The sequence below is a fragment of the Hydrogenobaculum acidophilum genome, assembly GCF_054656715.1.
The window spans coordinates 1-21,542 of the sequence record NZ_BAAHXP010000005.1; the positions used below are offsets into that span (position 1 = coordinate 1).

The following is a 21,542-nucleotide window of genomic DNA, read 5'->3' on the forward strand; positions in this document are numbered from 1 at the left end:
GAAAATTTGCCATTAAATAGCTAACTCTATCGCTTCTAAAATATGGCTTACGCCAAGAAGCTCTAGGTTTGAATTGGTTATATCTTTTATTGAGCTTTTAGGCAAAATAACTCTTTTTATACCAAAACGTTCTACTTCTTTAAGCCTTGATTCTACGTGATGCACAGTCCTTATCTCACCGCCTAAGCCTATTTCACCAAAGATGGCTACGTCTTTCAAAATAGGTTTTTCTTTTTTGGAAGAGGCAATGGCAATTGCTATAGCTAAATCGCAAGCTGGTTCTTTTATTTCAATACCCCCCACCACGTTTACATAAACATCAGAATCTCTGGTAAAAATCCTAGCTTCTTTTTCAAGAACACCAAGGATAATAGCAAGCCTGTTTACGTCAAAACCTTGAGTTTTTCGCTGAGGAGTGGTGTATAGAGCTTTTAAGACAAGAGCTTGGATTTCCACAAGTATTGGTTTTGTACCTTCGGTATGTGGGAATATTACAGAGCCTATAGCGTCCTCTTTTTTCTCACTTAAAAAAAACAAAGATGGCTCCAAAACCTCCACAAGCCCCCTATCTTCCATTTTAAATACGGCCATCTCACCAGTGGCTCCATATCTATTTTTTAAAATCATCAAAACTCTGTAAAGATGGAAGCGCTCCCCTTCAAACTGACATACACTATCTACCATATGCTCCAACACCTTTGGACCTGCAATCATACCTTCTTTGTTTATATGTCCTACTATAAAACAAGGTATACCAGTATTTTTGCAAAAATCCACAAGCTTAAAAGTAGATTCCCTTACTTGTGCCACAGACCCAGGCGATGATTCTATAGTATCCGTATACATAGTTTGTATGGAGTCTATTATAAGAGTTGTAGCGCCGTATTCTTTTGCACAAGATATTATATGCTCTATATTGGTGGAGTTTAATATAAAAAGATTTGAGGAACTTATATCCATTCTGCTTGCTCTTATAGATATTTGAGAAGATGATTCCTCACCAGATGCGTATATTACCACTCCGTCTTTTGACATAAAATCTGCTATCTTAAGTAAAAGCGTAGATTTACCAATCCCTGGCTCACCGCTTAAAAGTATTACCTGCCCTTTTACGATACCACCACCTAAAGCCATATCAAGGGTTTTGTAGCCTGTGGATAATCTATCTAAAATCTCTTGTTTTATCTCACTTAGTTTTACAGGCTTTTCAAAAGAGCTTATAGATATATCTTTTGATGAGATTACGAGTTTTTCTTCTACTACTGAGTTCCATTCTCCGCAAGCACTACATCTTCCTACCCATTTCACATAGGTCTGGCCGCAGTTTTGACATACATAAGTAGTTTTCTCTTTGGCCATCAAAACACCTTCAATAGAATAAAATAATATACAATACCAAGGTATTCTCTAATAGCTTTTGTGGAGTTCTCCAAATCAGACATATTTGGCAAAAAGCTTCTTAGATTGTATCTTAAATCTTCTTTATAATCTACTGGATAAGGTATCACGTTTTTAAAAAAACTATCAAAAAGCATTTTTGCCCTTGGCATGTGATAGGCGGATGTCACAAGTATTATGCTATAACATTTAGGATTTATGTAACGAGTGCATATTTTATAGCTTTGGGCTGCATTTTGAATGGTATCTTGGCTTTTAACATCTTCATAAATGTTGCCTACATCTATGGCATCAAGTATTTTCACTATAGGTGTGTTTTTTGGAAGATATTTGATATCAACTCCAGAAAGTATAAGAGGAATCTTTGTTTTATAAGATAGATAAATACCTGCCAAAAGCCTCTTTACCGTCTCACCAGATAGATTGCCGTTTTTGTAGTACCCACCACCAAGCACCACTATAGCATTGGCATTTAAAAAACCTTTTGGTTGGCTATAAACGTGTTCTAATGGAGTTATAAGTGCATCTTTTACAGGAGTTATAGAAAGAAGGTATAAAAGTATTGTCGTGCCAAAAGAAAAAATCTTTAGTCTTTTGCTTTTAACAAAAAAGCTTATAAACAAGAAAGACAGTATAAAAATACCTGGTGGTATAAGAGTAGCCGTTAAAAGCTTCTTGAGTGTAAAGAATATCATCTTTTCATACGAGTAGCTATAAGGATGTTTTTGATGCCGTTTTGCTTGGCTACATCCATAAGAGCCACTACGTACTTTTCAAGGGTGTTTTCGTCCGCCTCTATGATAAGGTCGTTTATGGGTTGGTTGTTTACTTTGGTATTTTGGATAGCGTTTTGAATGTCTGTAAGCGTCACGTATTGGCCGTTTAGAATATATTGGCCATTTGGTAATATCTCAACTCTCATAGTCTGTACAACGGTTTTTTTACCAGTTTGAGCTTGAGGAAGTTTCACCGCTAAAAATACCATAGAAGATTGAAAGGCAAGGATTGCCAAAAACAAAAACACCGCCAAAAGAGTATCCACTAAAGGGACTACGTCAACGTAAGTCCTTTCTTCTATAGACATACCTACCTTTGCTTTTTTCCTTAAATTCATATCACCCTTCCGATATTGCGTCTATTATATCTTTTACTTCTGTTTCTATCTTAGATACCAAACGGTTCTCCACAGCTTTGTAAATCCAATAAAAAAACAAAGCCGGTATAGCCACTGCAAGCCCTGTAGCCGCCGCCGTAAGAGCTTCGCTTATACCGTTTGCCAGAAGATACATGGCAGATTGAGTCTCAGAGGTAGAAAACGCCGCAAAAACTTTTATAAGACCTGTGATAGTACCAAAAAGCCCCAAAAGCGGTGAAACTGAAGCCACTGTTGATAGTATAACAAGGTTTTTATCTGCATCAGATATCACGTAAGAAAAAGCATCTTCTGCTATTCTGTTTAGTTGGTAAGAGTCTCTTCTTCCTTTTAAATAAGCTTTTAAAAGCGATAAAAAAGCTTTTGATGGGTTTGTATTTTGGGTTTCAAGCATCTTAACAGCGGCGTCTATATTTCTTCCAAGTATAAGAGCTTTTATTTGAGGATATCCTTTTGGCAAAAACCTACTCAACCTAAGAGCAAAAGCCCTTTCTAATATAATAGCCCACGATATCACAGAGAGCACCAAAAGAGGATATATTACTATACCTCCTCTTTGTATTATTATCATAATATCTTCCATTTCTAACCTCCAATATTTAGAAGATTTTTGTTTTTACAAGCCGGTAAACGGCTTTTAAGTCTTTTCACATGATAAAGCTCTTGATTTGACAAAGAACTCATGTTAAGCTTATCCAAAAGACAAGAGGCGTCTTCGTAAGCATGCATACTTATTAAGATTTTTGATGCTTTTAATATAGAATCTTTGTATATGTCTTGCTCGTTTGGAGTAAGTATAACAACGCTAACATATTCTTTTAAAGCTTTATTTTTATTGCCGTTTGAAAGATAATAATTTCCAAGCTCATAGAAAGCTTTCGCTTTTATAGAAGGGTCTTGAGATTGTGAAGCAAACTTAAGAAGGTCTGGGTCTTTGAATGTGTTAAAAGCCTCCAAAGCCAAACTTCTTACCTTGTCATCTTGGTATTTAGATATCAGTCTGTTTAGTATATCTTTTGCTTTGTTCAACATATGATTTGATATGTATATCTCATAAGCATGTATCAAATCTTTTTCGTCGCCAGTAGAGTATATAGCGGCAGCTTTGTTTACATGCCCCTCTTTTAAGTACAAATCTGCCAGCATTTCTTTAGCCTTTTCCTTTGTTTCGCCTTGAGTGTTGTCTATTACACTTAAAAGAAGCTCTTCTTTCTTGTGAGGGTCTGGTTCTAGCATAGCCATTTTAAGCATAGCTCTATATCTAGGCCCACCCACTATGGTAGATAATAAACTGTAAGCTTCTTCTTTTTTGCCTTGTTTTATATAAATGTTTGCAAGCTGATACTTCAAATCTTCAGAAAGTGGGTTGTTTTTATATCTTTCTATAAACTGCTTTATAGCCACTTCCAAATTTTTAGAAGGATTTCTAATACGAGAAGATATAATATCGTAAGAAGCCTCCATCGCCTCTTTAGAATTTGGATAATCTTCCACCACCTTCTGATAATAGAAGACGGCCTTATTGATATTACCCATGTTGTAATAAGCGTCTCCAAGCTTAAGAAGGGCTTTTGCTCCAAAGCGTCTGGAAGAAGCTATTTCTTCAAAATATTTTATAGCATCTTGATAGTCGTTTTGTATAAAGTAAGAAAGCCCATAAAGATACTTGGCTTCATCGGTAGTTGGTCTCAATACTTCTCTTACTTTAAGTGGTGCATCTATTGAAAGGTAAGCTTTGGCAAGAAGTATTTTTTCATCGTAAGTGGATGGATTTTCTAAAAGCCTAATGACATCTTTGTAATCTCCCATGTTAAAGTAAACTATAGCTCTGTAGTATCTGCTGGTAAAGTAGGTTAAGGCTTTTTGATAATCACCAAGTTTAAAATAATACCATCCTTTGTAGTAATTATAAAGCTCATGATAACGTTTAAAACCTTGACTTCTAAGTAAATCTCTAAGAGCTATTAGGTTGTTAGTGTAATAATAGCTTTCAGCAAGCCATTTGTAGTAAAACTCATCGTGGTTTGGCATCATTTGTAAAATATTTATAGCGGCTTTGTAGTCTTTGGCTTTTATGCAAGCGTAAACTGCATCCTTATAATCTTTTATCTTTAAGAATAAAAGCTTGGCATAGTTGTAATCACCGTTGTTGTAAGCTTGAACAGCAGCCAACTTTGTAAGTATGCTGTATTTGTTGCTGGAGAGTATAGAAGCCACAGCAGCACCTTTAGGATTTTCCTCTCCTACAAGAGCATAAAGATTTAAAGCTAAGTCAGAACCAGGGTAGAGGTTTTCTATCATCACAGCCTTTTCTAAGGCCCTTTCGTATTTTTTATTTTCTAAATCAATTAAAGCAAGGTAATAAAGAGCTTTATATCTTAGATTGTAAGGAAGTGAGTAGTTGGTATAAATGGTTTCAAATATTTGTTTGGCTATATCGTATTTTTTAGAAAAGTAATTTATAATACCGGACCTAAAAAATAAACTATTTTGATAATAACCGGGTATTATAATACCTTGTATAAAATCGTTTATGTAAGAGCAGTAATTCTTAAAAACAAAGTTAGCACAGTTTACAGTGGAATATCTACCACCGTTTTTTATGGCAAATACCGTTTCCCAAAGCTTTTTATGGTATGTAGGAGAATTTATAAAAGTAGGTTTTTGATTTAGCTTCAAACTAAGAGCGTAATACCCTTCGCAAGCGCTTTGTTGATATATAGATGTGTATTTGCAAGAGTTGTAAAACATATCCCTTGCAGAAAGCTCGTTGTTTTCTTTTAGTCTTGTCATACCCATCACATAGTATCCCATTGGCAAATAAGGAGAATACGTATATCTTAAAAGCCTTTGAAAATGCTTTTCTACACCTTTATAATCCCCACTTAAGTAATCAGATACCATATCAGAGTAAGCTGCCACATCATCTGGTTCACCGCAGCTTATAAAAGACGAATTTTTTAAAGGCATAACGGGTGTTAGTTCCATATAAGCAGGTGCTTGCAGCACTTCACCGCTTAAGTCAAGCTCTTTAAAAGAAGGAGCATGAAGCTTATCAGGTGGCATCAATGGGGGCTTATCTATGTTAAATTGGCTTATCACTTGTACGTTTAAGCTTATTTGATGAGGAATACCCGTTTTATTGGAAGATTTTTCAGCATCTTTTAACTCTTTTATATTTATCTTGGTAGTATCTGTAGCAAAAGATGCTATAACAAAAAATATAAATAAGCTAAATAGCCCTATGCGCTTCAGCATATAGTTCTCCTAAATGACAGCTTATATTTAGCTTCTGGATTATATCTTGCTCCCCCAAATGCATTATAGAGTAAGAAGCGTTATCGCATCCAAAAGCCCAAAAGTGAGATAAATCTATACCAAGCAAAGCACAGTAAAAAACTCTCATAGGCACAGAGTGAGAAACTGCTATTACGGTTTTATCCTTGTATCTGGCTTTTACAAAAGCTAAAAAATCAACAACTCTATCAAAAACCTCTTTTAAAGATTCACCGTTTGGGAAAACAATCTCATGAGGACGCTTCATCCAAGTTTCAAAATCATCTTTGTACTTTTTTTCTATATCATCCACAAGTTCCCCTGACCAATCCCCGTGGTTTATTTCAATAAGCCTATCATCTACAAGTATATCTTTATTTAGAGATTCTGCAATAGCCATAGCTGTTTTTTTAGTTCTTGTAAGAGGAGATGTGTATATGACTTCTGCGTTAGGAAACTCTTTTTTGATATGCCTTGCCAAAGCTTTTGCTTGAAGCTCGCCTCTTTCCGAAAGGTCTGGGTCCAATATTCCTTGATATCTTCCTATAGGATTCCACTGACTTTCCGCATGTCTTATAAGTATCAATCTACACATAAAGCTTTTACTGTGTTTATATATTCTTCTAACACATCTTTTGAAGCGTTTGTGATGATACAAGCGGCTTGTATTACAGAAAAAGTAGATATAGCATCTATTTGCCCCATATGAGACACTCTAAAGATTTTACCCTTTAGCTTATCTTGACCGCCAGCCGTTCTTATACCAAGTTTTAAAAGCTCTTTTCTAAAGTTTTCAGCGTCCATATTTGGAGTTTCTATGGCGCTTACCGATATGGAAGGGTTTTTACTAAAAGCCTTAAAACCTATCTTTTCAAAAGCTTTTATAGTAGCTCTTGATATAGCTGTAGTTTTCTTCTCTATGTTCTTGATACCTTCACCTAGTATCATCTCTAAAGATTTTTGGAGGCCAAGGATTATAGGTATAGCTGGTGTATAAGCAGTTTGACCCTCTATTTGCTTTTTTAGTTCTTTTGATATGTTAAAATAATAACCTTTTGGGTTTAGCCTTTTGTTTGCTTTTTCTGAAAACCAAAGCATAGAAAGACCTGGTGGCAACATAAAAGATTTTTGAGAACCACCCACAAGCACATCTATGCCATCTTCTTCTGGTTTTATCTCATAAGTACCAAGAGCCGTGATGGCATCCGCCACCAAAAGAATGTCTTTATCTTTTAAAAGCCCGCCTATAAATTTAGGATCGTGATAGGTAGCGGTAGAAGTTTCAGAAATTTGGATAAAAACACCTTTTACATCGTTTTTTTCAATAGCTTCCTTGAGAGCTTCTTTGTCGTAAGTCTCCCCCCATTCTACCTTAAAATCTATTACGTCAAGTCCGTAAGTTTTGCAAAGCTCTAGCCATCTTTCGGCAAACTTGCCGCCGTTTAAAACAAGGACTTTATCTCCTTCGTTAAAAAAGTTTATAACGGCAGATTCCATTGCACCGGTTCCGGAGCTAGCAAAAAATACAAAGTTTTCACTTTCACTTGAAATAAGTTTCTTAAAAAGATTCCTTGTATCTATGAGAGCTTTCTTAAACTCAGGAGTTCTATGGTGTATTATCTGAGCCCCTAGTATAGCTCTTATCTCTTCTGGTATTTCTACTGGTCCCGGTGTGAAAAGTCTTTCGGCGGATTTATAACAGCTCATTGATATATCTCTAAAGATGAAAATATGTATGGTATCTCGTAAGAAGCTGACTCCTTAGAGTCTGAAGCGTGTATTGCATTTTTGCCTTTATCTGTACCAAAAAGCGCTCTGATAGAGTTTGGAGCTACTTTTCTTGCCTCTTCGCTATCGGTAGGACCTATTAGCTCTCTTACTTTTGATATGGCGTTTTCACCCTCTAAGACCATTGCCACTACAGGGCCAGAGCACATAAACTCCACAAGCTCACCAAAAAATCCCCTTTCTCTATGCACATAGTAAAAGCCTTCAGCTTTTTCTTTGGTAAACTTAAACATCTTCAAAGCTAAAAGCCTAAGACCGTTTTTAGAAAGTATGTCAATGATGGCTCCAGTGGCCCCTTTCTCAAAAGCATCTGGTTTTACTATTACAAGCGTCCTTTCCATGCAATTTACCTCTTTCAAAGCTTTTAATAAATTGATATTATACCATAGCTTATGTCAATAAGCTGAATTAAACAAACAAACATTTATCTTTTAATATACACTCATCACAGTTTGGAGTTTTTCGGCAATACCTTTTGGCATGCTCTACAATAAGGGCGTGAAATTCTTTATAGATATCAATATCTTGTGGTATTTGAGATGTTATGAAGCTTGCATACTGGTCATACTCTTTGAAAGCTATATCAAACAGTCTATGTAAAAGCCTTTTGGTATACATATCTATTACAAAATAAGGCTCGTCGTAAGCATACAACAGTATGGAATCAGCGGTTTCTTTGCCTATACCTTTTATGTTTAAAAGGACTTCTCTAGTGGGGTTTTCTTCTAAAGTAGACACTTCTTTTAGTATTGTTGCTTTTCTTTGGAAAAAGCCTGATGGTCTTATCAGCTCTTTTAAAAGCTCAATATCTACATGTTTTATAGCTTTTAGACTTAGAAGCTTTTGAGTTTTTAGATTTTCCAAAGCTTTTTCTACATTTTTCCAGTTGGTGTTTTGAGTAAGAATTGCACCTATTATTATCTCGTCCTTGGGGTCTGTATTGTTGATTTTATGATAATCAAAATCCACTGGCCACCAATTTTGATAGCCAAAATAAGATAAAAGAATGTTGTATAAATCAAAGAGTATCATAGCCTCTTTTTTAGTTTTTCTACAAAAACAAGCACTTTTGCAACAGCTTTGTAAAGCTCTGGTGGTATCTCTTCGTATAAATCTAGGTTGTAAGCGGCAGATAAAAGCTTCTCATCTTGGACAACTGGTACTTGGCTTTCTTTGGCAAGCTCTATGATCTTTTCTGCTATATAGCCCTTTCCCTTTGCTACAAGCTTTGGAGCGCTGTCTTTCCCTCTTTCATACTTTAGGGCTATAGCTTTTTTTTCTTTTTCATCCATAGTCTATGTAAAGATATTTAAATTAGATGTTTCGTTTATGCTTTTCACTACTTCTAAGTCAAAGTCTTCAGCTTTCAGTGTAAAAACTTCCAAATTTTTTAGCCTAAGACCCTCTTCTTTTAAGATAGTGCTAAGCTCGTCTTTTGAAGAGTCTAGAGCTTTTGACAAAGATTCTATATCTGTGTAAAATTTTACTGATAAGCTATTGGTGTTGTTTTTTGGCATCTCTAAAATACTTCCCAAAAACCCATCTTCCCAGTTTAACTTTATAAACGCTCTATACGTGTTTTCTTCTTTTTTAAAAGCTCCAAAACCTTTTTTTGAGTTCTCTTCAAAGTTTACAAAAAATGCGCTGTTTTGAAGTATAAACTGCTGGGCTACATTTAGGTTGTAAATAGCGTTCGCAGTGTCTTTAAGATGATTTAGCTTAACATCAAAATTCAGATTGTTTTGAAAATTATTCAACGCTTCTCTCATGTGCCTTGAAAACTCAAGTATTTTGGTGGGGTTTTGAGATATTTGATTTAGCATATCTTGTTTTACACTAGCTATATCTTTTAAAAGGTTGTTGGCAAGAGTCTTGATAGATTCATCTTTTATTTGGCTTATTATATCTTTTGGGTCTTTGGCGCTTAATATATCAAAAAATAGCTCTTTGTTTGACTTTAAAAGTTCTTTGGCGTCTTGATTTTTCATATTTGCCAATATAGTTTGCATGCTTTTAAAAAAAATATCTTTTATATCTGTTGGCACATCTTTTAAAACGCTTGAAAGCTCTAATATTAGGTTTGGCAAAGCCTTTATGTTGAATATAAAATTTTTTTCTATATCAGATAATATACTTTGGGCTTTTGGCAGGGCGTTTAAAGCTTCTTTTGAAATTTGTGGTTTTTCTGGTGTTAGAAGTAAAGAGATTATATCGTTGATATCTTCAGGATTTTGAGATTTAAAAATAGCTTCTAAATCTGCTTTTGTAATATTGCTATTTGCTATATTCTCTATGGCGGTTTTTACATTGTCCGGTAAATTTTTGAAAGCTTCAAGATTTTTTATGTCTTTAGCGGTGTTTACTATATCCTTTAAAAGCTGATATTTGTTGTCGGTGGCAAGCGTTGATAAATCTTTAGCTTTTAGAAGAAAATCAATAAGCTTTTTTTCATAAAAAAGCCCACTATCCTCAATATCCTTTGGAGAAATGCCCTTAGACGAGACTATATTTTGATATTCTAAGGCTTGCTTAATAGAGGCAATGGGTGACGACGGGGATTTTACATCAGCTATCTTCAACACAAGGGGATTTATGGAGCTTATTATAAGCTTTAGAACATCGTTTTTCTTTATATCAAGAGTGGTGGCAGCGTTTACCTCAATCTCTATGCCATTGCCAAGCATAAGCTTATAGGCATTTGGCTTCACATCTTCTACAGTGGCTTCTATAAACCCTTGTTTTGACAACTCATCGCTCAAAGCTCCAAGAAGCGCTTGAGAAACTGTGGTCTTTATGGCTATAGCAAGGTTTTCAGACTCTTTGGAAACCTCTAAAGGCTGTGCATTTAAGATAGTTTCATTTAAAGCTGTGCCTTCAAGTCTTTTAATATCCATACTTTTTTAAAAGCTCCAAAGAATATTTAGCGCTATCTGGTCTTGCTAGTCCCTTGTAGGCAATATCGTAAGCGGTCCCGTGGTCTGGTGAAGTCCTTAAAAATGAAAGACCAATGGTAACGTTTGAACCGTTGTCAAAAGAAAGCATCTTAAAAGGTATAAGCCCTTGGTCGTGATACATGCAAAGGAATATATCGTTTTCTTTTATATCTATAAAAGCCGTGTCTGGTGGAATAGGACCTAATACGTTTTCCCCTTTTATAGCAGGTATTATAATCTTTGATTCTTCATCTCCTATGACTCCTCCTTCTCCAGCGTGAGGGTTTAAACCAAGCACTTTTATATTTGGCTCAAACTTAAAATACTTTGGTATATAGTATTTTATAAGTTTTATCTTTTCTCTTAAAAGCCCTATACTTATGGTATTTGCCACGTCTTTTAAAGGTATATGTATAGTGGCAAGCACTACTTTTATAGCATCTCCATACATCATCATGGCAAAATCTTTTTTGTTGTCAGCAAAAGCAAGATACTCCGTTTGACCGTTAAAGTTAAAACCAGAGGCTTTAGCGAAGTATTTGCTTATAGGCATCGTAAGAAGCCCATTTATTTTTTTTGATATAGCATCTGCCGTAGCCCTTGCAAGATAAGCGATGGCAAGCTTACCAGAAGAAGGTGACGGCTCCAAAGCACCTTTCAAACCAAGAGATATCAAATAAACGCCTTTATCTTTTACATCATCTATGCTTTCAACTTTTTCATAGCAAAACTCAGTTCCCAACACATTTGAAGCGTGTTTTAGTATATATTCTTCTCCGTATATTATATAAGCGTTATCATCTTGCATATAAGGTTTTAACTTTATTACAAGCTCTGGTCCTATACCAGCTGGGTCACCCATCGTAATACCAAATTTTTTCATCTGTTTAAACCTCTAAAAAGCCTCATCATAAATTTAGTCCCTTCTTTGGCATCTTGTATACTCATTTTTATACCACCTACATCTTCTAAATCGGCATTTGATATTGTTTTTAAAATCTCTAATACCCTTTTTCTTACCTTCGTAGAATATTTTGATTTTCCGATATCTCCGTCTTGAAGGTTTATATATACAAAATCTGGGCTTTTAGAAATATCTTTTTCTAAAAACATAGGCTTAAAGCCAAGGTAATCTGATACATGTATTAAAAACCATAGCACGGGAATATAAAAGTTTTTACCAAAACTATAATTCCAAAAGTGTTCTAAAAGCTCATATATATAATCATCGTATAGCTTCAAATCATCTTTTATAGCTTTTGATATATAAGAAAATCCCATATAGTTTTCATAAGAGTATAGGCTTTTATTCCTTTTGTAATCTATTATATCTACAATGTTTGCCAAGTCTTTGGCAGATTCCCACCAGACATATATTTTATCAAAAAGTTCCAGTCTTCCAAAAAGGTGAGAATCTATATATATATCTCTTACATAAAGTGTTATAAGACCGTGTTGTTTTGCATAAAACTGGACAATCTTTGTAAGAGCATCCGTTTCATCTGCTTCCACAAGATAGAATCTGTTTAAAATAAAACCTTCTGATTTTACCATCTAACATTTATTTTTACCAAGCTTTTTCATTAAAGATGATGGAAGTAGTTTTATAGCTTTTACTATAAACTCATAAAAAGAAGGCGTATATAGGACATCTTTTTTCTTAAGCATAGCCTCATATATATCTTTTGCAACACTTTCTTTCTCACCTGCCAAAAAGCTCGGAAACGATATATCCTTTGTCATCTTTGTTTTAATAAAACCTGGTTTTACAGTCATTACATGTATATTTTTTGAAGCCATGCAATATCTTAAGCCCTCTAAATAAAAGCTAAAACCAGCTTTGGTAGAACCGTATAGTCCATTTGATGGTCTAGCCCTATCCCCTGCCACCGAAGAAATACCTATAAGCATACCATGTGATTGTTTTAGAAAATGTTTTATAGCAAAATTGGCGCTCATAACACATGAGGTGTAATTTACTTCTATGGTATTTATTATCTCCTCTTTATCGTAAACATCCTTAGGAAGATATCCTTGAAATATCAGCACCACATCTATAACATTTTGAGAAAATATATTATCCATAATCTTTTCCAAAGCATCGTAATCCCTCAAATCACAAACATAAGCACTTGGCTTTTTAGAAGAAATTACATTTATATGGTTTGCTATCTCTTCAAGCCTTTCTTTGTTTCTTGCTATTAAAAAAAGCTCAAAACCATTTTTAGCAAACTCTTCCTCTGTAGCTATAGCTAAATCAGAACTAGCCCCTATAAAAAGCGCCTTCATAAGAGTATTTTAACATACAAAATCATCCGTTAAGAGTTTGATATAATGGGTATATGAAAATATGCCTTTATGTAAACCATTTAGGAAGAGCCTCTCAAAATGCTACAGCTATAACCATCATGTCAACAGATATAGCAAACGCTTTGAAAAAGTTGGGTCACGAGGTATTTTTTGTAATAAACAAAAACATAGTAGAAGAAAACATAGATTTCAAAGTATATCCGCTCCACAAAGAAAATACATTTATCAACGGAGAACTTCCATACGCCATTAGATTATCAAACATAATAAAAAATAAAAAACCAGACATTGTAATGGCGTTTATGAAAGCCCAAACTATAATACTTTCTTTAGCAAAGATAATAAACCCAAACAAAAACACCACATACGTCGGAAACATACAAAATAACGATGCTTATTACACTTATGGGAAAGATATATACATACCATACAGATATCTTATAAAGTTTTTATACGAAAAGTTAGATTTGATAGCAACACCATCAAAGGCTATAAAAGAGGATTTACAAAAAACATTCTTTATAAAAGAAGAGAAATTTAAAATAATACCAAACTGCATAAACTTTGAAAAAGTTGAAAGCTTAGCCAAAGAATACTGCGATATATCATCGGATTTTATAAACATAGGTAGGTTAATAGACCAAAAAGGCCAAATTTATCTTATTGAGGCTTTTAAGAAGGTTAAAGAACACATAAAAGATGCAAAACTTACGATAATAGGAGAAGGCGAGCTAAGAGCGGTTTTAGAAAGAAAAATCAAAGAATTGAACCTTGATAAAGATGTAATACTCACTGGTTATCAAACAAATCCTTACAAATATCTTAAAAACTCAAAAATATTTGTGCTGAGCTCTATCTTTGAGGGCTTTGGCAACGTTATACTAGAAGCAATGTACTTTGGGCTTCCAGTTATATCTTATGAATGTCCTGGTGGACCAGGAGAGATATTGAAAAATGATTTTGGGGTGCTAGTACCACCAAAAGATGTAGATGCTTTAGCAAAGGCTATGATAAATATGTTAAGCGATAAAGAAAAACAAAACCATTATGCCAACATGTCAAAGAAAAGGGTTTTAGATTATACTTGCGAAAACTATGCAAAAACATTGCTATCTTTAAAATCTTTGTGATAAAATATTAGACTTAGAATTTTAAGAAGGAGGTTTTTATGAAAAAGGATATACATCCTGAGTTGAAGGAAACAGTTTTTCATTGCGGTTGTGGCAACACATTTACACTTTTGTCAGTAAAAGGTGGCACAGTATATTTGGAAACTTGCAACCAGTGCCACCCTTTCTACGCTGGAAAACTAAAGTTAAAACCAGCTTTTCTAGAGCTTGACAAGAAAACCTAAAACGGTTAAGGGGTGATGCTTCCAAAAAATTTTTTAGAGAAAATTCAAGATATAGAACAAAAGTATGTGCAGACAGAGGAACGGTTGGCATCTATTGATATTACAAAAGATGCAGATACTTACAAAGCCCTTAGCAAAGACTTAAAAGAGTTATCCTATATACATGAGCTTTACAAAGACTACAACAAGATACTGAAAGATATAGAAGATACCAAAGAGCTCTTAAAAGACAAAGATTTAAGAGAGCTAGCAGAAAAAGAGTTAGAAAACTTAAACGCTAAGCTTTTACAAAAAGAAAAAGAACTCATCAACGTCCTTACACCAAAAGATGTTAACGATAGTAAAAACGTCATACTTGAAATAAGAGCTGGGGCAGGCGGTGAAGAAGCGGCTCTTTTTGCAGCAGACCTTCTTAGAATGTATCAAAGGTACGCTGAAAGAAAAGGTTGGAAATTCAGCATATTAGAAGCCAACAAAACAGGTTTAGGAGGTTACAAAGAAGTTATAGTATCAATAGAGGGTAAAAACGTTTACTCTCACCTAAAGTATGAAATTGGTGTACATAGAGTTCAAAGGGTACCAGTAACAGAATCCGGAGGTAGAATACATACATCTACTATAACTGTAGCAGTATTACCAGAGGCAGATGAAACAGAAGTAGTAATAAACCCCCAAGACTTGAGAATAGAAACCTTTAGAGCCTCCGGAGCTGGTGGGCAATATGTAAACACCACGGAATCAGCGGTCAGGATTACACATATTCCTACGGGCATAAGCATATCTTGTCAAGATGAAAGAAGCCAGCTTCAAAACAAATTAAAAGCTATGCGCATACTTTACGCTAGGTTAAAAGATTTTTATGAAAAACAAAAAAAAGAGGAAACAGACAAAGAAAGAAAGGAGCAAGTAGGTACCGGTGAAAGGAGTGAAAAAATAAGAACTTACAATTTCTCACAAAATAGAGTAACAGACCATAGGGTAAATCTCACTATCCATAGACTTCAAGATGTACTAGACGGAGATTTGGATGAGATAATATCTTCTTTACAAGCAAAGGAACTGGAAGAAAAGTTGGCTAGCGTATGAGATTGATATTTTTCTTAGAACCACTGATACTTATATTAGCCATAATAGGAGTGGCTATATTTATTTTTAGGGAAATAAGGAACAAGTGATAATATTCAAAAACTTACCATCAGTAGATGAACCAAGGCTTTACATGTCCTTAGAGAGGACATATCTTACATATCTAAAATTTATACTGCTTGCTTTTGGTAGTGGCATAGTTGCCAAAAGGCTTGAAATATACTTTTTCTACACTGGTTTTTACAAATTGGCTATTTTTTTCGGAGAACTTCACACTATATTGATTTGGCCTTCGCTTTTGGCTCTTTTTTTCTTGGCTGTTAAATTTTATCTAGATATAAAATATATACAAGGAGGCGAAAAAGTGAACCAAAAGGAAGTTATAGACCCTCGTATATATATGGCCGCCGAACGGACATTTTTAGCTTGGATAAGAACCGCCATTGGTCTTATAGCTTTTGGGTTTGTAGTAGAAAAGTTTGATTTTTTCTTAAAGCAGTTATCTATAATGCTTCATACAAAGATAAATATTAACGGCCACTTTGAGGGTATGGGTTTTATATTTATATTTTTTGGCATATCAACGCTTGTAATAGGTGGAATAAATTTTATAAAGACCATAGAAGATATCAACAATGGTTCTTATAAAACCCACAAGCTCCTTTATATAGTCTATGGGCTTATAATATTTGTATGCATGATAATATTGGCATCTATGCTAATAGGGGTTAATCTATGATAATAAAAAAAGTAGATAAAATAGAAAAAGAGTTAAGAGTACCATCCGATAAATCCATATCCCATAGAAGTATCATGTTCGGAGCTTTAGCGAGTGGTACATCTTACATAAAAAATTGGTTAGTGTCAGAGGATACGTTAGCCACGTTGGGCATATTTAGGAGTTTAGGCATAGATATAAAAAGAAAAGATAGCTTCTTAGAGATAAAAGGTGGGAAAGAGCATTTCAAAGAGCCTAACGATATATTGGATGCCAAAAATTCTGGAACTACAGCAAGGATAACATCTGGTATATTGGCAGGTTTTAATTTTTTTAGCGTATTAACGGGAGACGATAGCCTCAAAAAAAGGCCTATGAAAAGGATCACAAAACCACTTTCTTTGATGGGTGCCACCATAATAGGAAGAGAGGATGCATCGCTGCTTCCTATAGCTATAAAAGGCGGAGATTTAATAGGAGGGGCCTTTGAAAATAAAGAAGCATCTGCTCAGGTAAAATCGTGTCTTCTTTTGGCGGGGTTTTTAGCAAAAGAGGGCTCAATCACAGAGATTATAGAACCTTACGTATCAAGAGACCATACCGAAAGGATGCTTTCTAGTATGGGAGCCAAAACAACAATTATTTCAAACGATAAATATATTGTAAAAATAAAAGCCGGTGGAGAGCTAAGCCCTATTGATATTGATGTACCGGCTGATCCATCTTCGGCAGCTTTCATAGCAGCTCTTGCTATACTTACAAAGGATAGTCACATCATTTTAAAAGACGTACTTATAAACCCTACAAGGGATGGATTTTTTAGAAAAGCAAAAGAAATGGGGGCATACATAAACTATATAAACAAAAGGCATCAAAACGGTGAGGATATAGCAGATATAGAAGTCAAATATTCACCAAACTTAAAATCAACAACTGTGGATGAGAAAGATGTACCATCTTTGATAGATGAAATACCTATACTATCTGTGCTTATGTGCTTTGCAGATGGTATTAGTTTGGTAAAAGGGGCAAAAGAGCTAAGAAAAAAAGAAAGCGACCGCATAAGGGCTATTTACGTCAACCTAAAGAACGCAGGAGCTATAATAGAAGAGTTTGAAGATGGATTTAGTATAAAGGGGCCTTGTAAACTAAAGCTAAAAGAGATAAAATCCTTCAAAGACCACAGGATAGCTATGAGTATGAGCGTGTTAGGTATGGTGCTAGGTACAGAGCCAGAATTAGATGACCCAGATTGCGTAAATATATCTTATCCAAACTTTTTTGAGGATATATACTTATAATTTTTGTTAAAAGCATTGAAAAAACGACTACCAAGTCATATAATATAACCTATGCATATAAATACATCACATTTTAGCATCTTTTTAAAGGGCGATTGAAATGATTGACAATCTGCAAGAAAAAGAAAAAAAAGAACAAAGAGAACAAAAAATATTACAATATCTACCGCTTGTCAAAAAAATATGTGGAAAGATTATAAAAAATCTTCCACCAAACGTAGATTACAACGATTTGGTAAGCAACGGTATAATAGGGTTAATAAACGCTTTAGATCACATAGACAATTCTAAAAATCCAGAATCTTACATAAAAATAAGGGTAAAAGGTGCTATATACGATTATCTTAGAAGTTTGGATTTTGGCAGCAGAAATATAAGAGAGAAAGAACACAAAATTAAAGAAATCATAAGAACTTTTCAAAACGAACATCAAAGGGAACCTACCGACGAAGAAATAAGTAGTATCTTAGGAGAATCTTTAGAAGAATATCAAAACTGTTTATACAAAATATCTTTTTCTTATTTACAAAGCCTAGAAGATATAGTATATAAGATAACGGAAGAATACGACAAATCTTATGATAATTTTATAACAGCAAATATCGAAACCCCAGAAGAAAACGCAGTAAAAAAAGATTTGGAGTCAAAGCTAAAAGAAGCTGTAGGAAAGCTTGAAGAGAGAGAAAAGTTGGTTTTACAGCTTTTATTTTATGAAGAGCTTGGCATAAAAGAAGTGGCAGAGATTTTAAACATATCCTTGTCTAGAGTGTCTCAAATAAAATCTCAAGCGTTGGCTAGATTAAGAGAATATCTGGAGGAAAATCTATGAAATGGTTATACACTTTTATAGTCCTAAGCGGAACCTTTGTGGCAGTGCTTGGTATCACAAGCGTAAATGTCGCTATGCCAAAAATGATAGCCCCGCTTTCTACAGACATATACGGTATTCAATGGGTATCTATAAGCTATCTTGTGGCTACAGCCATCACAATACTGGTCTTTAACCACTTTACAAACCTTTATGGGCTTAAAAAGGTATACCTTGCCGGTATTGTATTTTTTGCACTTGGTAGCGCATTATCTGGAAGTGTAGACAACATAGGCACTATGATAATGGCAAGGTCTATACAAGGTATAGGGGAAGGATTTTTGATACCAGCTGCTCAAGCCATCATATTTAGAATATTTCCACCAGAACAACGGGGTATGGCGATGGGAATGTATGCTATGGGAGTAGCTTTTGCACCTGGACTTGGTCCTACGGTAGGAGGATATTTGGTAGAATATATGTCTTGGAGATGGGTTTTTTACATGAATTTACCTTTTATAATACCGATATTTTTTGCATCCTTAATATTGCTTCCTGATTTTCACAACCAGCAAAAGCATGAAAAACCTTTTAACTATATAAGTTTTGGGCTTTTAGCAACAGCATCTACAAGCCTTATAGTTTTGCTATCAAGAGGTGAAAAATGGGAGTGGTTTAGCTCAATAAAAACCATAGTGTTTTTAAGTATAGCAATTTTATGCTTTTTAGCTTTTCTAATATCTGATTTAATATCCAAACACCCGCTTATAGGCTTTGACATATTTAAATACAAAGAGTTTGATTATGCTGTTATAACCTTTGTGTTGGTCTACGGTCTTGCCTTTTTCCAGATACTTTATATAATGCCAATTTACTTTGAAAGAGTAAGAGGGCTAGGAAGCTTTGATACTGGATTATACATATTTCCTTTTGCTATAGGAATAGTGCTATTCTCTCCTATAGGCGGAAAACTAAGCGATAGATTAGACCCAAAAATTCTTCTTCTTGCTTGTCAGAGCATAATATTTATAGATATACACTTTTTCTTATCGCACGTAGACTTTTTCACTCCAAAGCTAAGCATATCTTTCTATATGTTTTTTGTGGGTGTTGGTATGGGGCTTTTCTTTGCACCGCTTACAGCTTTAGCTTTAAGACATTTAAGGCATGATTTGGTGCCTCTTGGTTCTGCACTATACAACTACGCAAGATTAATAGGAGCAGCGGCTGGGACTTCTATAGCCACAAACACATTTACCCAAAATACAGCTTATATATATGATAATATAAACAATATGAATTATACCCATATACACTACGTTTATTATAGGCTGGAGTCTTTGAAGTGGGTTTTAAACACCAGTCTTTTAAAGGCCAAAGCACTGCTTATAGGACTTCAAACTCTAATATCCCAAGCCTACGCAGTCCAAACGGTTTTAAGGTTTGGCTCTTTAACGCTTGTTATAGCTATGATTTTTACACTTATACTTATGTATATTGAAAGAACGAAGGTAAAAACGTGAACAAAGATACAATAGCAAAAGCTATAAAAGATATAACAAAAGAGTTGGAGCTTTCGGAACCCTCTGGGTTTATGTTGTCTTATGATTTTAACGACATATGGATTGATATCTCGTTAGAAAAAAACGAATACGGTGAATGGGACAACAAGATATATACAATAAGCATTAGCAAGCAAAAAGCCAAAAACTTTACAAGTTACATTTCAAAAGTTACTACAGAAATATACGAAGACAGCGAAAGAATATACGCACAACTCACAGAGGAAGAGTGGAACTCTATACAAGATATACTGTTAGATATAATATGAGCTTAAAGCCCTCCTATATTTTATACTTTATAGGTTTTCTGATAGCATGTTTTTTGGCTCTTATAAGCTTTGGGGAAAAATTACTCATAGCAAGATACATATTGGCAAAAAACGGATACTATATATATTATAAAAAGGCAAAAGAGTATTTAACAAGCATAGATTTAGAAGACGCAAAGGTGTTTCATAAAAAACAAAATGGTTATCAATATATAGCTCGCCTTTCTTATCTAAGAGCTGGCTTTTATCCACCTTTTATTTTAAATGTGTCATTTACTTGCAGCAATGGATACACCAACATAAGAGAAAATATGCTCTTAAAGCATATAAAAATAACGTCGAAAAGGTTTCCTATATCTTGTATAAAAACCGGCAACGAAAAAGGTAGTGGCCAGATGAACTCACAGTTGGAGCTCACTCCAGCTTCTATAAACGGTTTTATAAATTTTAACATGCTAAACATAAAAGGTTATCTTATCAAAAACCTAAAACTAAACTTTAGAAAAACGCACTTCCATTTTAGAGGGAAAGTAGATATACTAAACACATCTGTGGACATAAAAGGAGATGGCATTGTAAGTATAGACCAAAACACCCTTACAAACTCAAAAATATCTGGGTCTGGTCTCATAAATACACCTTTTAAAAGTATGCATATCGTATTTGGCGGAACTGTTGTAAACCCAAGCATAAATATTCAATGATAGTTTTATTAGCTTTGTTTTTTTCTTTGGGTGCTATATTTTATGGTTTGGAAGCTTTTAAAGAAGCAAAAACTTATTACAACTATACGCTTAAACTTTATCTAAAACAAAGCCTTGATATCACAAACAACTCTTTGATACCAATTTTAATCAAAAAAGCCAAAGAAATTTATCAAGAAAATCCCTACAACCCTTACTACAACAAAAGAATAAACATTGAAGGTATAAAAATAAATATCATCATAGAAGATGACAACAAACTAAATATAAACCTTATAAAAAATCCAAATTATTTTAAAGTGTTTAAAAGAATGGCTCAAGAGTTTTGCATGCCAAGAGACTTTGTTTACTATGTGTATTATTGGATAAGCGGGCAAAAAGAAGGCAATATAAACATAGAAAACCTTAACTATATGCCAACATTTAAAAATATGGAATCAAAAGAAGAACTTCTTTACGCCACACCCTACAGCAACCTTTTATACAAAAACAATTGCCATGGTAAAAAATATCAAAAAGGCATATGGTATTTTTTAGACACTAAAAACCAAAATCTTAATATAAACACTATACCAATACCTATAATAAAAGCTCTAAACAAGGATATAACAGATTCTATAGCAAAAAGCATGTTAGATTATAGAGAAAACCATACCCTAAAAAATGTCCAAGATTTAGTAAACATAATGGGATTATCCTTAGATGATGTTTATGAAATACAACATCTAACATCTACTAAATCAAGCACAATAATCATAAAGATAGTTTCAAATGAGAAAATAGGAGGTATAAGTCAAACATCTACTACAAAGCTTTACTACTTACCGCTTCAAAATAAGATAATAGGCATTTATAAATATTGATGTTATAATAATAAATAGC

The 21,542-nt window shown here is 34.2% G+C and carries 24 protein-coding genes; 10 read left to right on the top strand and 14 right to left on the bottom strand.

The genetic code is table 11. The annotated features are described in order from the left end of the window. Window positions 1-12: 12 nt before the first annotated feature. The 14 genes from radA to ACYQZV_RS03905 all read right to left on the bottom strand — a co-directional run bounded on the left by radA (window position 13) and on the right by ACYQZV_RS03905 (window position 12,837). Window positions 13-1,359 carry a DNA repair protein RadA gene (gene radA / locus ACYQZV_RS03840; protein WP_459893382.1) on the bottom strand — a complete coding sequence of 449 codons (1,347 nt, stop codon included), beginning with the start codon at window positions 1,357-1,359 and terminating at the stop codon, window positions 13-15. Next, window positions 1,359-2,093 (bottom strand): YdcF family protein, encoded by a 735-nt coding sequence (locus ACYQZV_RS03845; RefSeq protein WP_459893384.1) that lies wholly within the window; start codon window positions 2,091-2,093, stop codon window positions 1,359-1,361. The genes radA and ACYQZV_RS03845 overlap by 1 nt, the downstream gene beginning before the upstream one ends. Beyond that, entirely contained in the window at window positions 2,090-2,512 is a 423-nt protein-coding gene (locus ACYQZV_RS03850; RefSeq protein ID WP_459893386.1) for an ExbD/TolR family protein, read from the bottom strand. The genes ACYQZV_RS03845 and ACYQZV_RS03850 overlap by 4 nt, the downstream gene beginning before the upstream one ends. Window position 2,513: 1 nt before the next feature. Continuing rightward, window positions 2,514-3,134, bottom strand: coding sequence for a MotA/TolQ/ExbB proton channel family protein (locus ACYQZV_RS03855; RefSeq protein ID WP_459893388.1), 621 nt, complete (start codon window positions 3,132-3,134; stop codon window positions 2,514-2,516). A 2-nt stretch (window positions 3,135-3,136) separates the two neighbouring features. Next, on the bottom strand, window positions 3,137-5,809 hold the full coding sequence (locus ACYQZV_RS03860) for a tetratricopeptide repeat protein (RefSeq protein WP_459893390.1): 2,673 nt from the start codon (window positions 5,807-5,809) through the stop codon (window positions 3,137-3,139). Continuing rightward, window positions 5,784-6,422 carry a histidine phosphatase family protein gene (locus ACYQZV_RS03865; RefSeq protein ID WP_459893392.1) on the bottom strand — a complete coding sequence of 213 codons (639 nt, stop codon included), beginning with the start codon at window positions 6,420-6,422 and terminating at the stop codon, window positions 5,784-5,786. The genes ACYQZV_RS03860 and ACYQZV_RS03865 overlap by 26 nt, the downstream gene beginning before the upstream one ends. Continuing rightward, complete coding sequence (locus ACYQZV_RS03870; RefSeq protein WP_459893394.1) at window positions 6,410-7,534, bottom strand: pyridoxal-phosphate-dependent aminotransferase family protein; 1,125 nt, start codon at window positions 7,532-7,534, stop codon at window positions 6,410-6,412. The genes ACYQZV_RS03865 and ACYQZV_RS03870 overlap by 13 nt, the downstream gene beginning before the upstream one ends. Further along, a complete protein-coding gene (ndk, locus tag ACYQZV_RS03875; RefSeq protein WP_459893396.1) occupies window positions 7,531-7,956 on the bottom strand; it encodes a nucleoside-diphosphate kinase in 426 nt (141 codons plus the stop codon). Before ndk ends, ACYQZV_RS03870 begins: the two co-directional genes overlap by 4 nt. A 67-nt stretch (window positions 7,957-8,023) precedes the next feature. Beyond that, a complete protein-coding gene (locus ACYQZV_RS03880; protein WP_459893398.1) occupies window positions 8,024-8,647 on the bottom strand; it encodes an endonuclease III domain-containing protein in 624 nt (207 codons plus the stop codon). Then, window positions 8,644-8,907 (bottom strand): EscU/YscU/HrcU family type III secretion system export apparatus switch protein, encoded by a 264-nt coding sequence (locus ACYQZV_RS03885; RefSeq protein WP_459893400.1) that lies wholly within the window; start codon window positions 8,905-8,907, stop codon window positions 8,644-8,646. Before ACYQZV_RS03885 ends, ACYQZV_RS03880 begins: the two co-directional genes overlap by 4 nt. A gap of 3 nt (window positions 8,908-8,910) precedes the next feature. After that, the gene (locus tag ACYQZV_RS03890) at window positions 8,911-10,509 is read right to left on the bottom strand and encodes a hypothetical protein (protein WP_459893402.1); all 1,599 of its coding nucleotides are present in this window, start codon (window positions 10,507-10,509) and stop codon (window positions 8,911-8,913) included. Then, window positions 10,499-11,431, bottom strand: coding sequence for a 4-hydroxythreonine-4-phosphate dehydrogenase PdxA (gene pdxA, locus ACYQZV_RS03895; protein WP_459893404.1), 933 nt, complete (start codon window positions 11,429-11,431; stop codon window positions 10,499-10,501). Before pdxA ends, ACYQZV_RS03890 begins: the two co-directional genes overlap by 11 nt. Beyond that, the gene (recO, locus tag ACYQZV_RS03900) at window positions 11,428-12,102 is read right to left on the bottom strand and encodes a DNA repair protein RecO (protein ID WP_459893406.1); all 675 of its coding nucleotides are present in this window, start codon (window positions 12,100-12,102) and stop codon (window positions 11,428-11,430) included. Before recO ends, pdxA begins: the two co-directional genes overlap by 4 nt. Next, window positions 12,103-12,837 carry an SDR family NAD(P)-dependent oxidoreductase gene (locus tag ACYQZV_RS03905; RefSeq protein WP_459893408.1) on the bottom strand — a complete coding sequence of 245 codons (735 nt, stop codon included), beginning with the start codon at window positions 12,835-12,837 and terminating at the stop codon, window positions 12,103-12,105. A 53-nt stretch (window positions 12,838-12,890) separates the two neighbouring features. Here ACYQZV_RS03905 and ACYQZV_RS03910 point away from each other — a divergent pair, with 53 nt between their 5' ends. From ACYQZV_RS03910 to ACYQZV_RS03955, 10 genes are all read left to right on the top strand, one after another. After that, complete coding sequence (locus ACYQZV_RS03910; RefSeq protein WP_459893410.1) at window positions 12,891-13,988, top strand: glycosyltransferase; 1,098 nt, start codon at window positions 12,891-12,893, stop codon at window positions 13,986-13,988. 38 nt (window positions 13,989-14,026) lie between these two features. Then, window positions 14,027-14,212 carry a 50S ribosomal protein L31 gene (gene rpmE, locus ACYQZV_RS03915; protein WP_459893412.1) on the top strand — a complete coding sequence of 62 codons (186 nt, stop codon included), beginning with the start codon at window positions 14,027-14,029 and terminating at the stop codon, window positions 14,210-14,212. A gap of 15 nt (window positions 14,213-14,227) precedes the next feature. Further along, a complete protein-coding gene (gene prfA / locus ACYQZV_RS03920) occupies window positions 14,228-15,298 on the top strand; it encodes a peptide chain release factor 1 (RefSeq protein WP_459893414.1) in 1,071 nt (356 codons plus the stop codon). A gap of 85 nt (window positions 15,299-15,383) precedes the next feature. Continuing rightward, window positions 15,384-16,037, top strand: a complete 654-nt coding sequence (locus ACYQZV_RS03925) for a YidH family protein (RefSeq protein ID WP_459893416.1) — start codon at window positions 15,384-15,386, stop codon at window positions 16,035-16,037. Next, the gene (gene aroA / locus ACYQZV_RS03930) at window positions 16,034-17,317 is read left to right on the top strand and encodes a 3-phosphoshikimate 1-carboxyvinyltransferase (protein ID WP_459893418.1); all 1,284 of its coding nucleotides are present in this window, start codon (window positions 16,034-16,036) and stop codon (window positions 17,315-17,317) included. Before ACYQZV_RS03925 ends, aroA begins: the two co-directional genes overlap by 4 nt. A 100-nt stretch (window positions 17,318-17,417) precedes the next feature. Further along, on the top strand, window positions 17,418-18,146 hold the full coding sequence (locus ACYQZV_RS03935) for a sigma-70 family RNA polymerase sigma factor (RefSeq protein WP_459893420.1): 729 nt from the start codon (window positions 17,418-17,420) through the stop codon (window positions 18,144-18,146). Then, window positions 18,143-19,648 (top strand): DHA2 family efflux MFS transporter permease subunit, encoded by a 1,506-nt coding sequence (locus ACYQZV_RS03940; protein ID WP_459893422.1) that lies wholly within the window; start codon window positions 18,143-18,145, stop codon window positions 19,646-19,648. Before ACYQZV_RS03935 ends, ACYQZV_RS03940 begins: the two co-directional genes overlap by 4 nt. After that, window positions 19,645-19,956 carry a hypothetical protein gene (locus ACYQZV_RS03945; protein ID WP_459893424.1) on the top strand — a complete coding sequence of 104 codons (312 nt, stop codon included), beginning with the start codon at window positions 19,645-19,647 and terminating at the stop codon, window positions 19,954-19,956. Before ACYQZV_RS03940 ends, ACYQZV_RS03945 begins: the two co-directional genes overlap by 4 nt. Beyond that, window positions 19,953-20,660 carry a hypothetical protein gene (locus ACYQZV_RS03950; RefSeq protein ID WP_459893426.1) on the top strand — a complete coding sequence of 236 codons (708 nt, stop codon included), beginning with the start codon at window positions 19,953-19,955 and terminating at the stop codon, window positions 20,658-20,660. The genes ACYQZV_RS03945 and ACYQZV_RS03950 overlap by 4 nt, the downstream gene beginning before the upstream one ends. Then, window positions 20,657-21,523, top strand: coding sequence for a type II secretion system protein GspK (locus tag ACYQZV_RS03955; protein WP_459893428.1), 867 nt, complete (start codon window positions 20,657-20,659; stop codon window positions 21,521-21,523). The genes ACYQZV_RS03950 and ACYQZV_RS03955 overlap by 4 nt, the downstream gene beginning before the upstream one ends. Window positions 21,524-21,542 lie beyond the last annotated feature (19 nt).

Coding starts and splice junctions, on each gene's coding strand:
- pdxA (WP_459893404.1), bottom strand. CDS start 11,431: ATGAAAAAATTTGGTATTACGATGGGTGACCCAGCTGGTATAGGACCA.
- ACYQZV_RS03950 (WP_459893426.1), top strand. CDS start 19,953: ATGAGCTTAAAGCCCTCCTATATTTTATACTTTATAGGTTTTCTGATA.
- aroA (WP_459893418.1), top strand. CDS start 16,034: ATGATAATAAAAAAAGTAGATAAAATAGAAAAAGAGTTAAGAGTACCA.
- ACYQZV_RS03890 (WP_459893402.1), bottom strand. CDS start 10,509: ATGGATATTAAAAGACTTGAAGGCACAGCTTTAAATGAAACTATCTTA.
- ACYQZV_RS03855 (WP_459893388.1), bottom strand. CDS start 3,134: ATGGAAGATATTATGATAATAATACAAAGAGGAGGTATAGTAATATAT.
- ACYQZV_RS03860 (WP_459893390.1), bottom strand. CDS start 5,809: ATGCTGAAGCGCATAGGGCTATTTAGCTTATTTATATTTTTTGTTATA.
- radA (WP_459893382.1), bottom strand. CDS start 1,359: ATGGCCAAAGAGAAAACTACTTATGTATGTCAAAACTGCGGCCAGACC.
- ACYQZV_RS03905 (WP_459893408.1), bottom strand. CDS start 12,837: ATGAAGGCGCTTTTTATAGGGGCTAGTTCTGATTTAGCTATAGCTACA.
- prfA (WP_459893414.1), top strand. CDS start 14,228: ATGCTTCCAAAAAATTTTTTAGAGAAAATTCAAGATATAGAACAAAAG.
- ACYQZV_RS03955 (WP_459893428.1), top strand. CDS start 20,657: ATGATAGTTTTATTAGCTTTGTTTTTTTCTTTGGGTGCTATATTTTAT.
- ACYQZV_RS03935 (WP_459893420.1), top strand. CDS start 17,418: ATGATTGACAATCTGCAAGAAAAAGAAAAAAAAGAACAAAGAGAACAA.
- ACYQZV_RS03845 (WP_459893384.1), bottom strand. CDS start 2,093: ATGATATTCTTTACACTCAAGAAGCTTTTAACGGCTACTCTTATACCA.
- rpmE (WP_459893412.1), top strand. CDS start 14,027: ATGAAAAAGGATATACATCCTGAGTTGAAGGAAACAGTTTTTCATTGC.
- ACYQZV_RS03850 (WP_459893386.1), bottom strand. CDS start 2,512: ATGAATTTAAGGAAAAAAGCAAAGGTAGGTATGTCTATAGAAGAAAGG.
- ACYQZV_RS03865 (WP_459893392.1), bottom strand. CDS start 6,422: ATGTGTAGATTGATACTTATAAGACATGCGGAAAGTCAGTGGAATCCT.
- ndk (WP_459893396.1), bottom strand. CDS start 7,956: ATGGAAAGGACGCTTGTAATAGTAAAACCAGATGCTTTTGAGAAAGGG.
- ACYQZV_RS03885 (WP_459893400.1), bottom strand. CDS start 8,907: ATGGATGAAAAAGAAAAAAAAGCTATAGCCCTAAAGTATGAAAGAGGG.
- ACYQZV_RS03910 (WP_459893410.1), top strand. CDS start 12,891: ATGAAAATATGCCTTTATGTAAACCATTTAGGAAGAGCCTCTCAAAAT.
- ACYQZV_RS03870 (WP_459893394.1), bottom strand. CDS start 7,534: ATGAGCTGTTATAAATCCGCCGAAAGACTTTTCACACCGGGACCAGTA.
- ACYQZV_RS03880 (WP_459893398.1), bottom strand. CDS start 8,647: ATGATACTCTTTGATTTATACAACATTCTTTTATCTTATTTTGGCTAT.
- recO (WP_459893406.1), bottom strand. CDS start 12,102: ATGGTAAAATCAGAAGGTTTTATTTTAAACAGATTCTATCTTGTGGAA.
- ACYQZV_RS03940 (WP_459893422.1), top strand. CDS start 18,143: ATGAAATGGTTATACACTTTTATAGTCCTAAGCGGAACCTTTGTGGCA.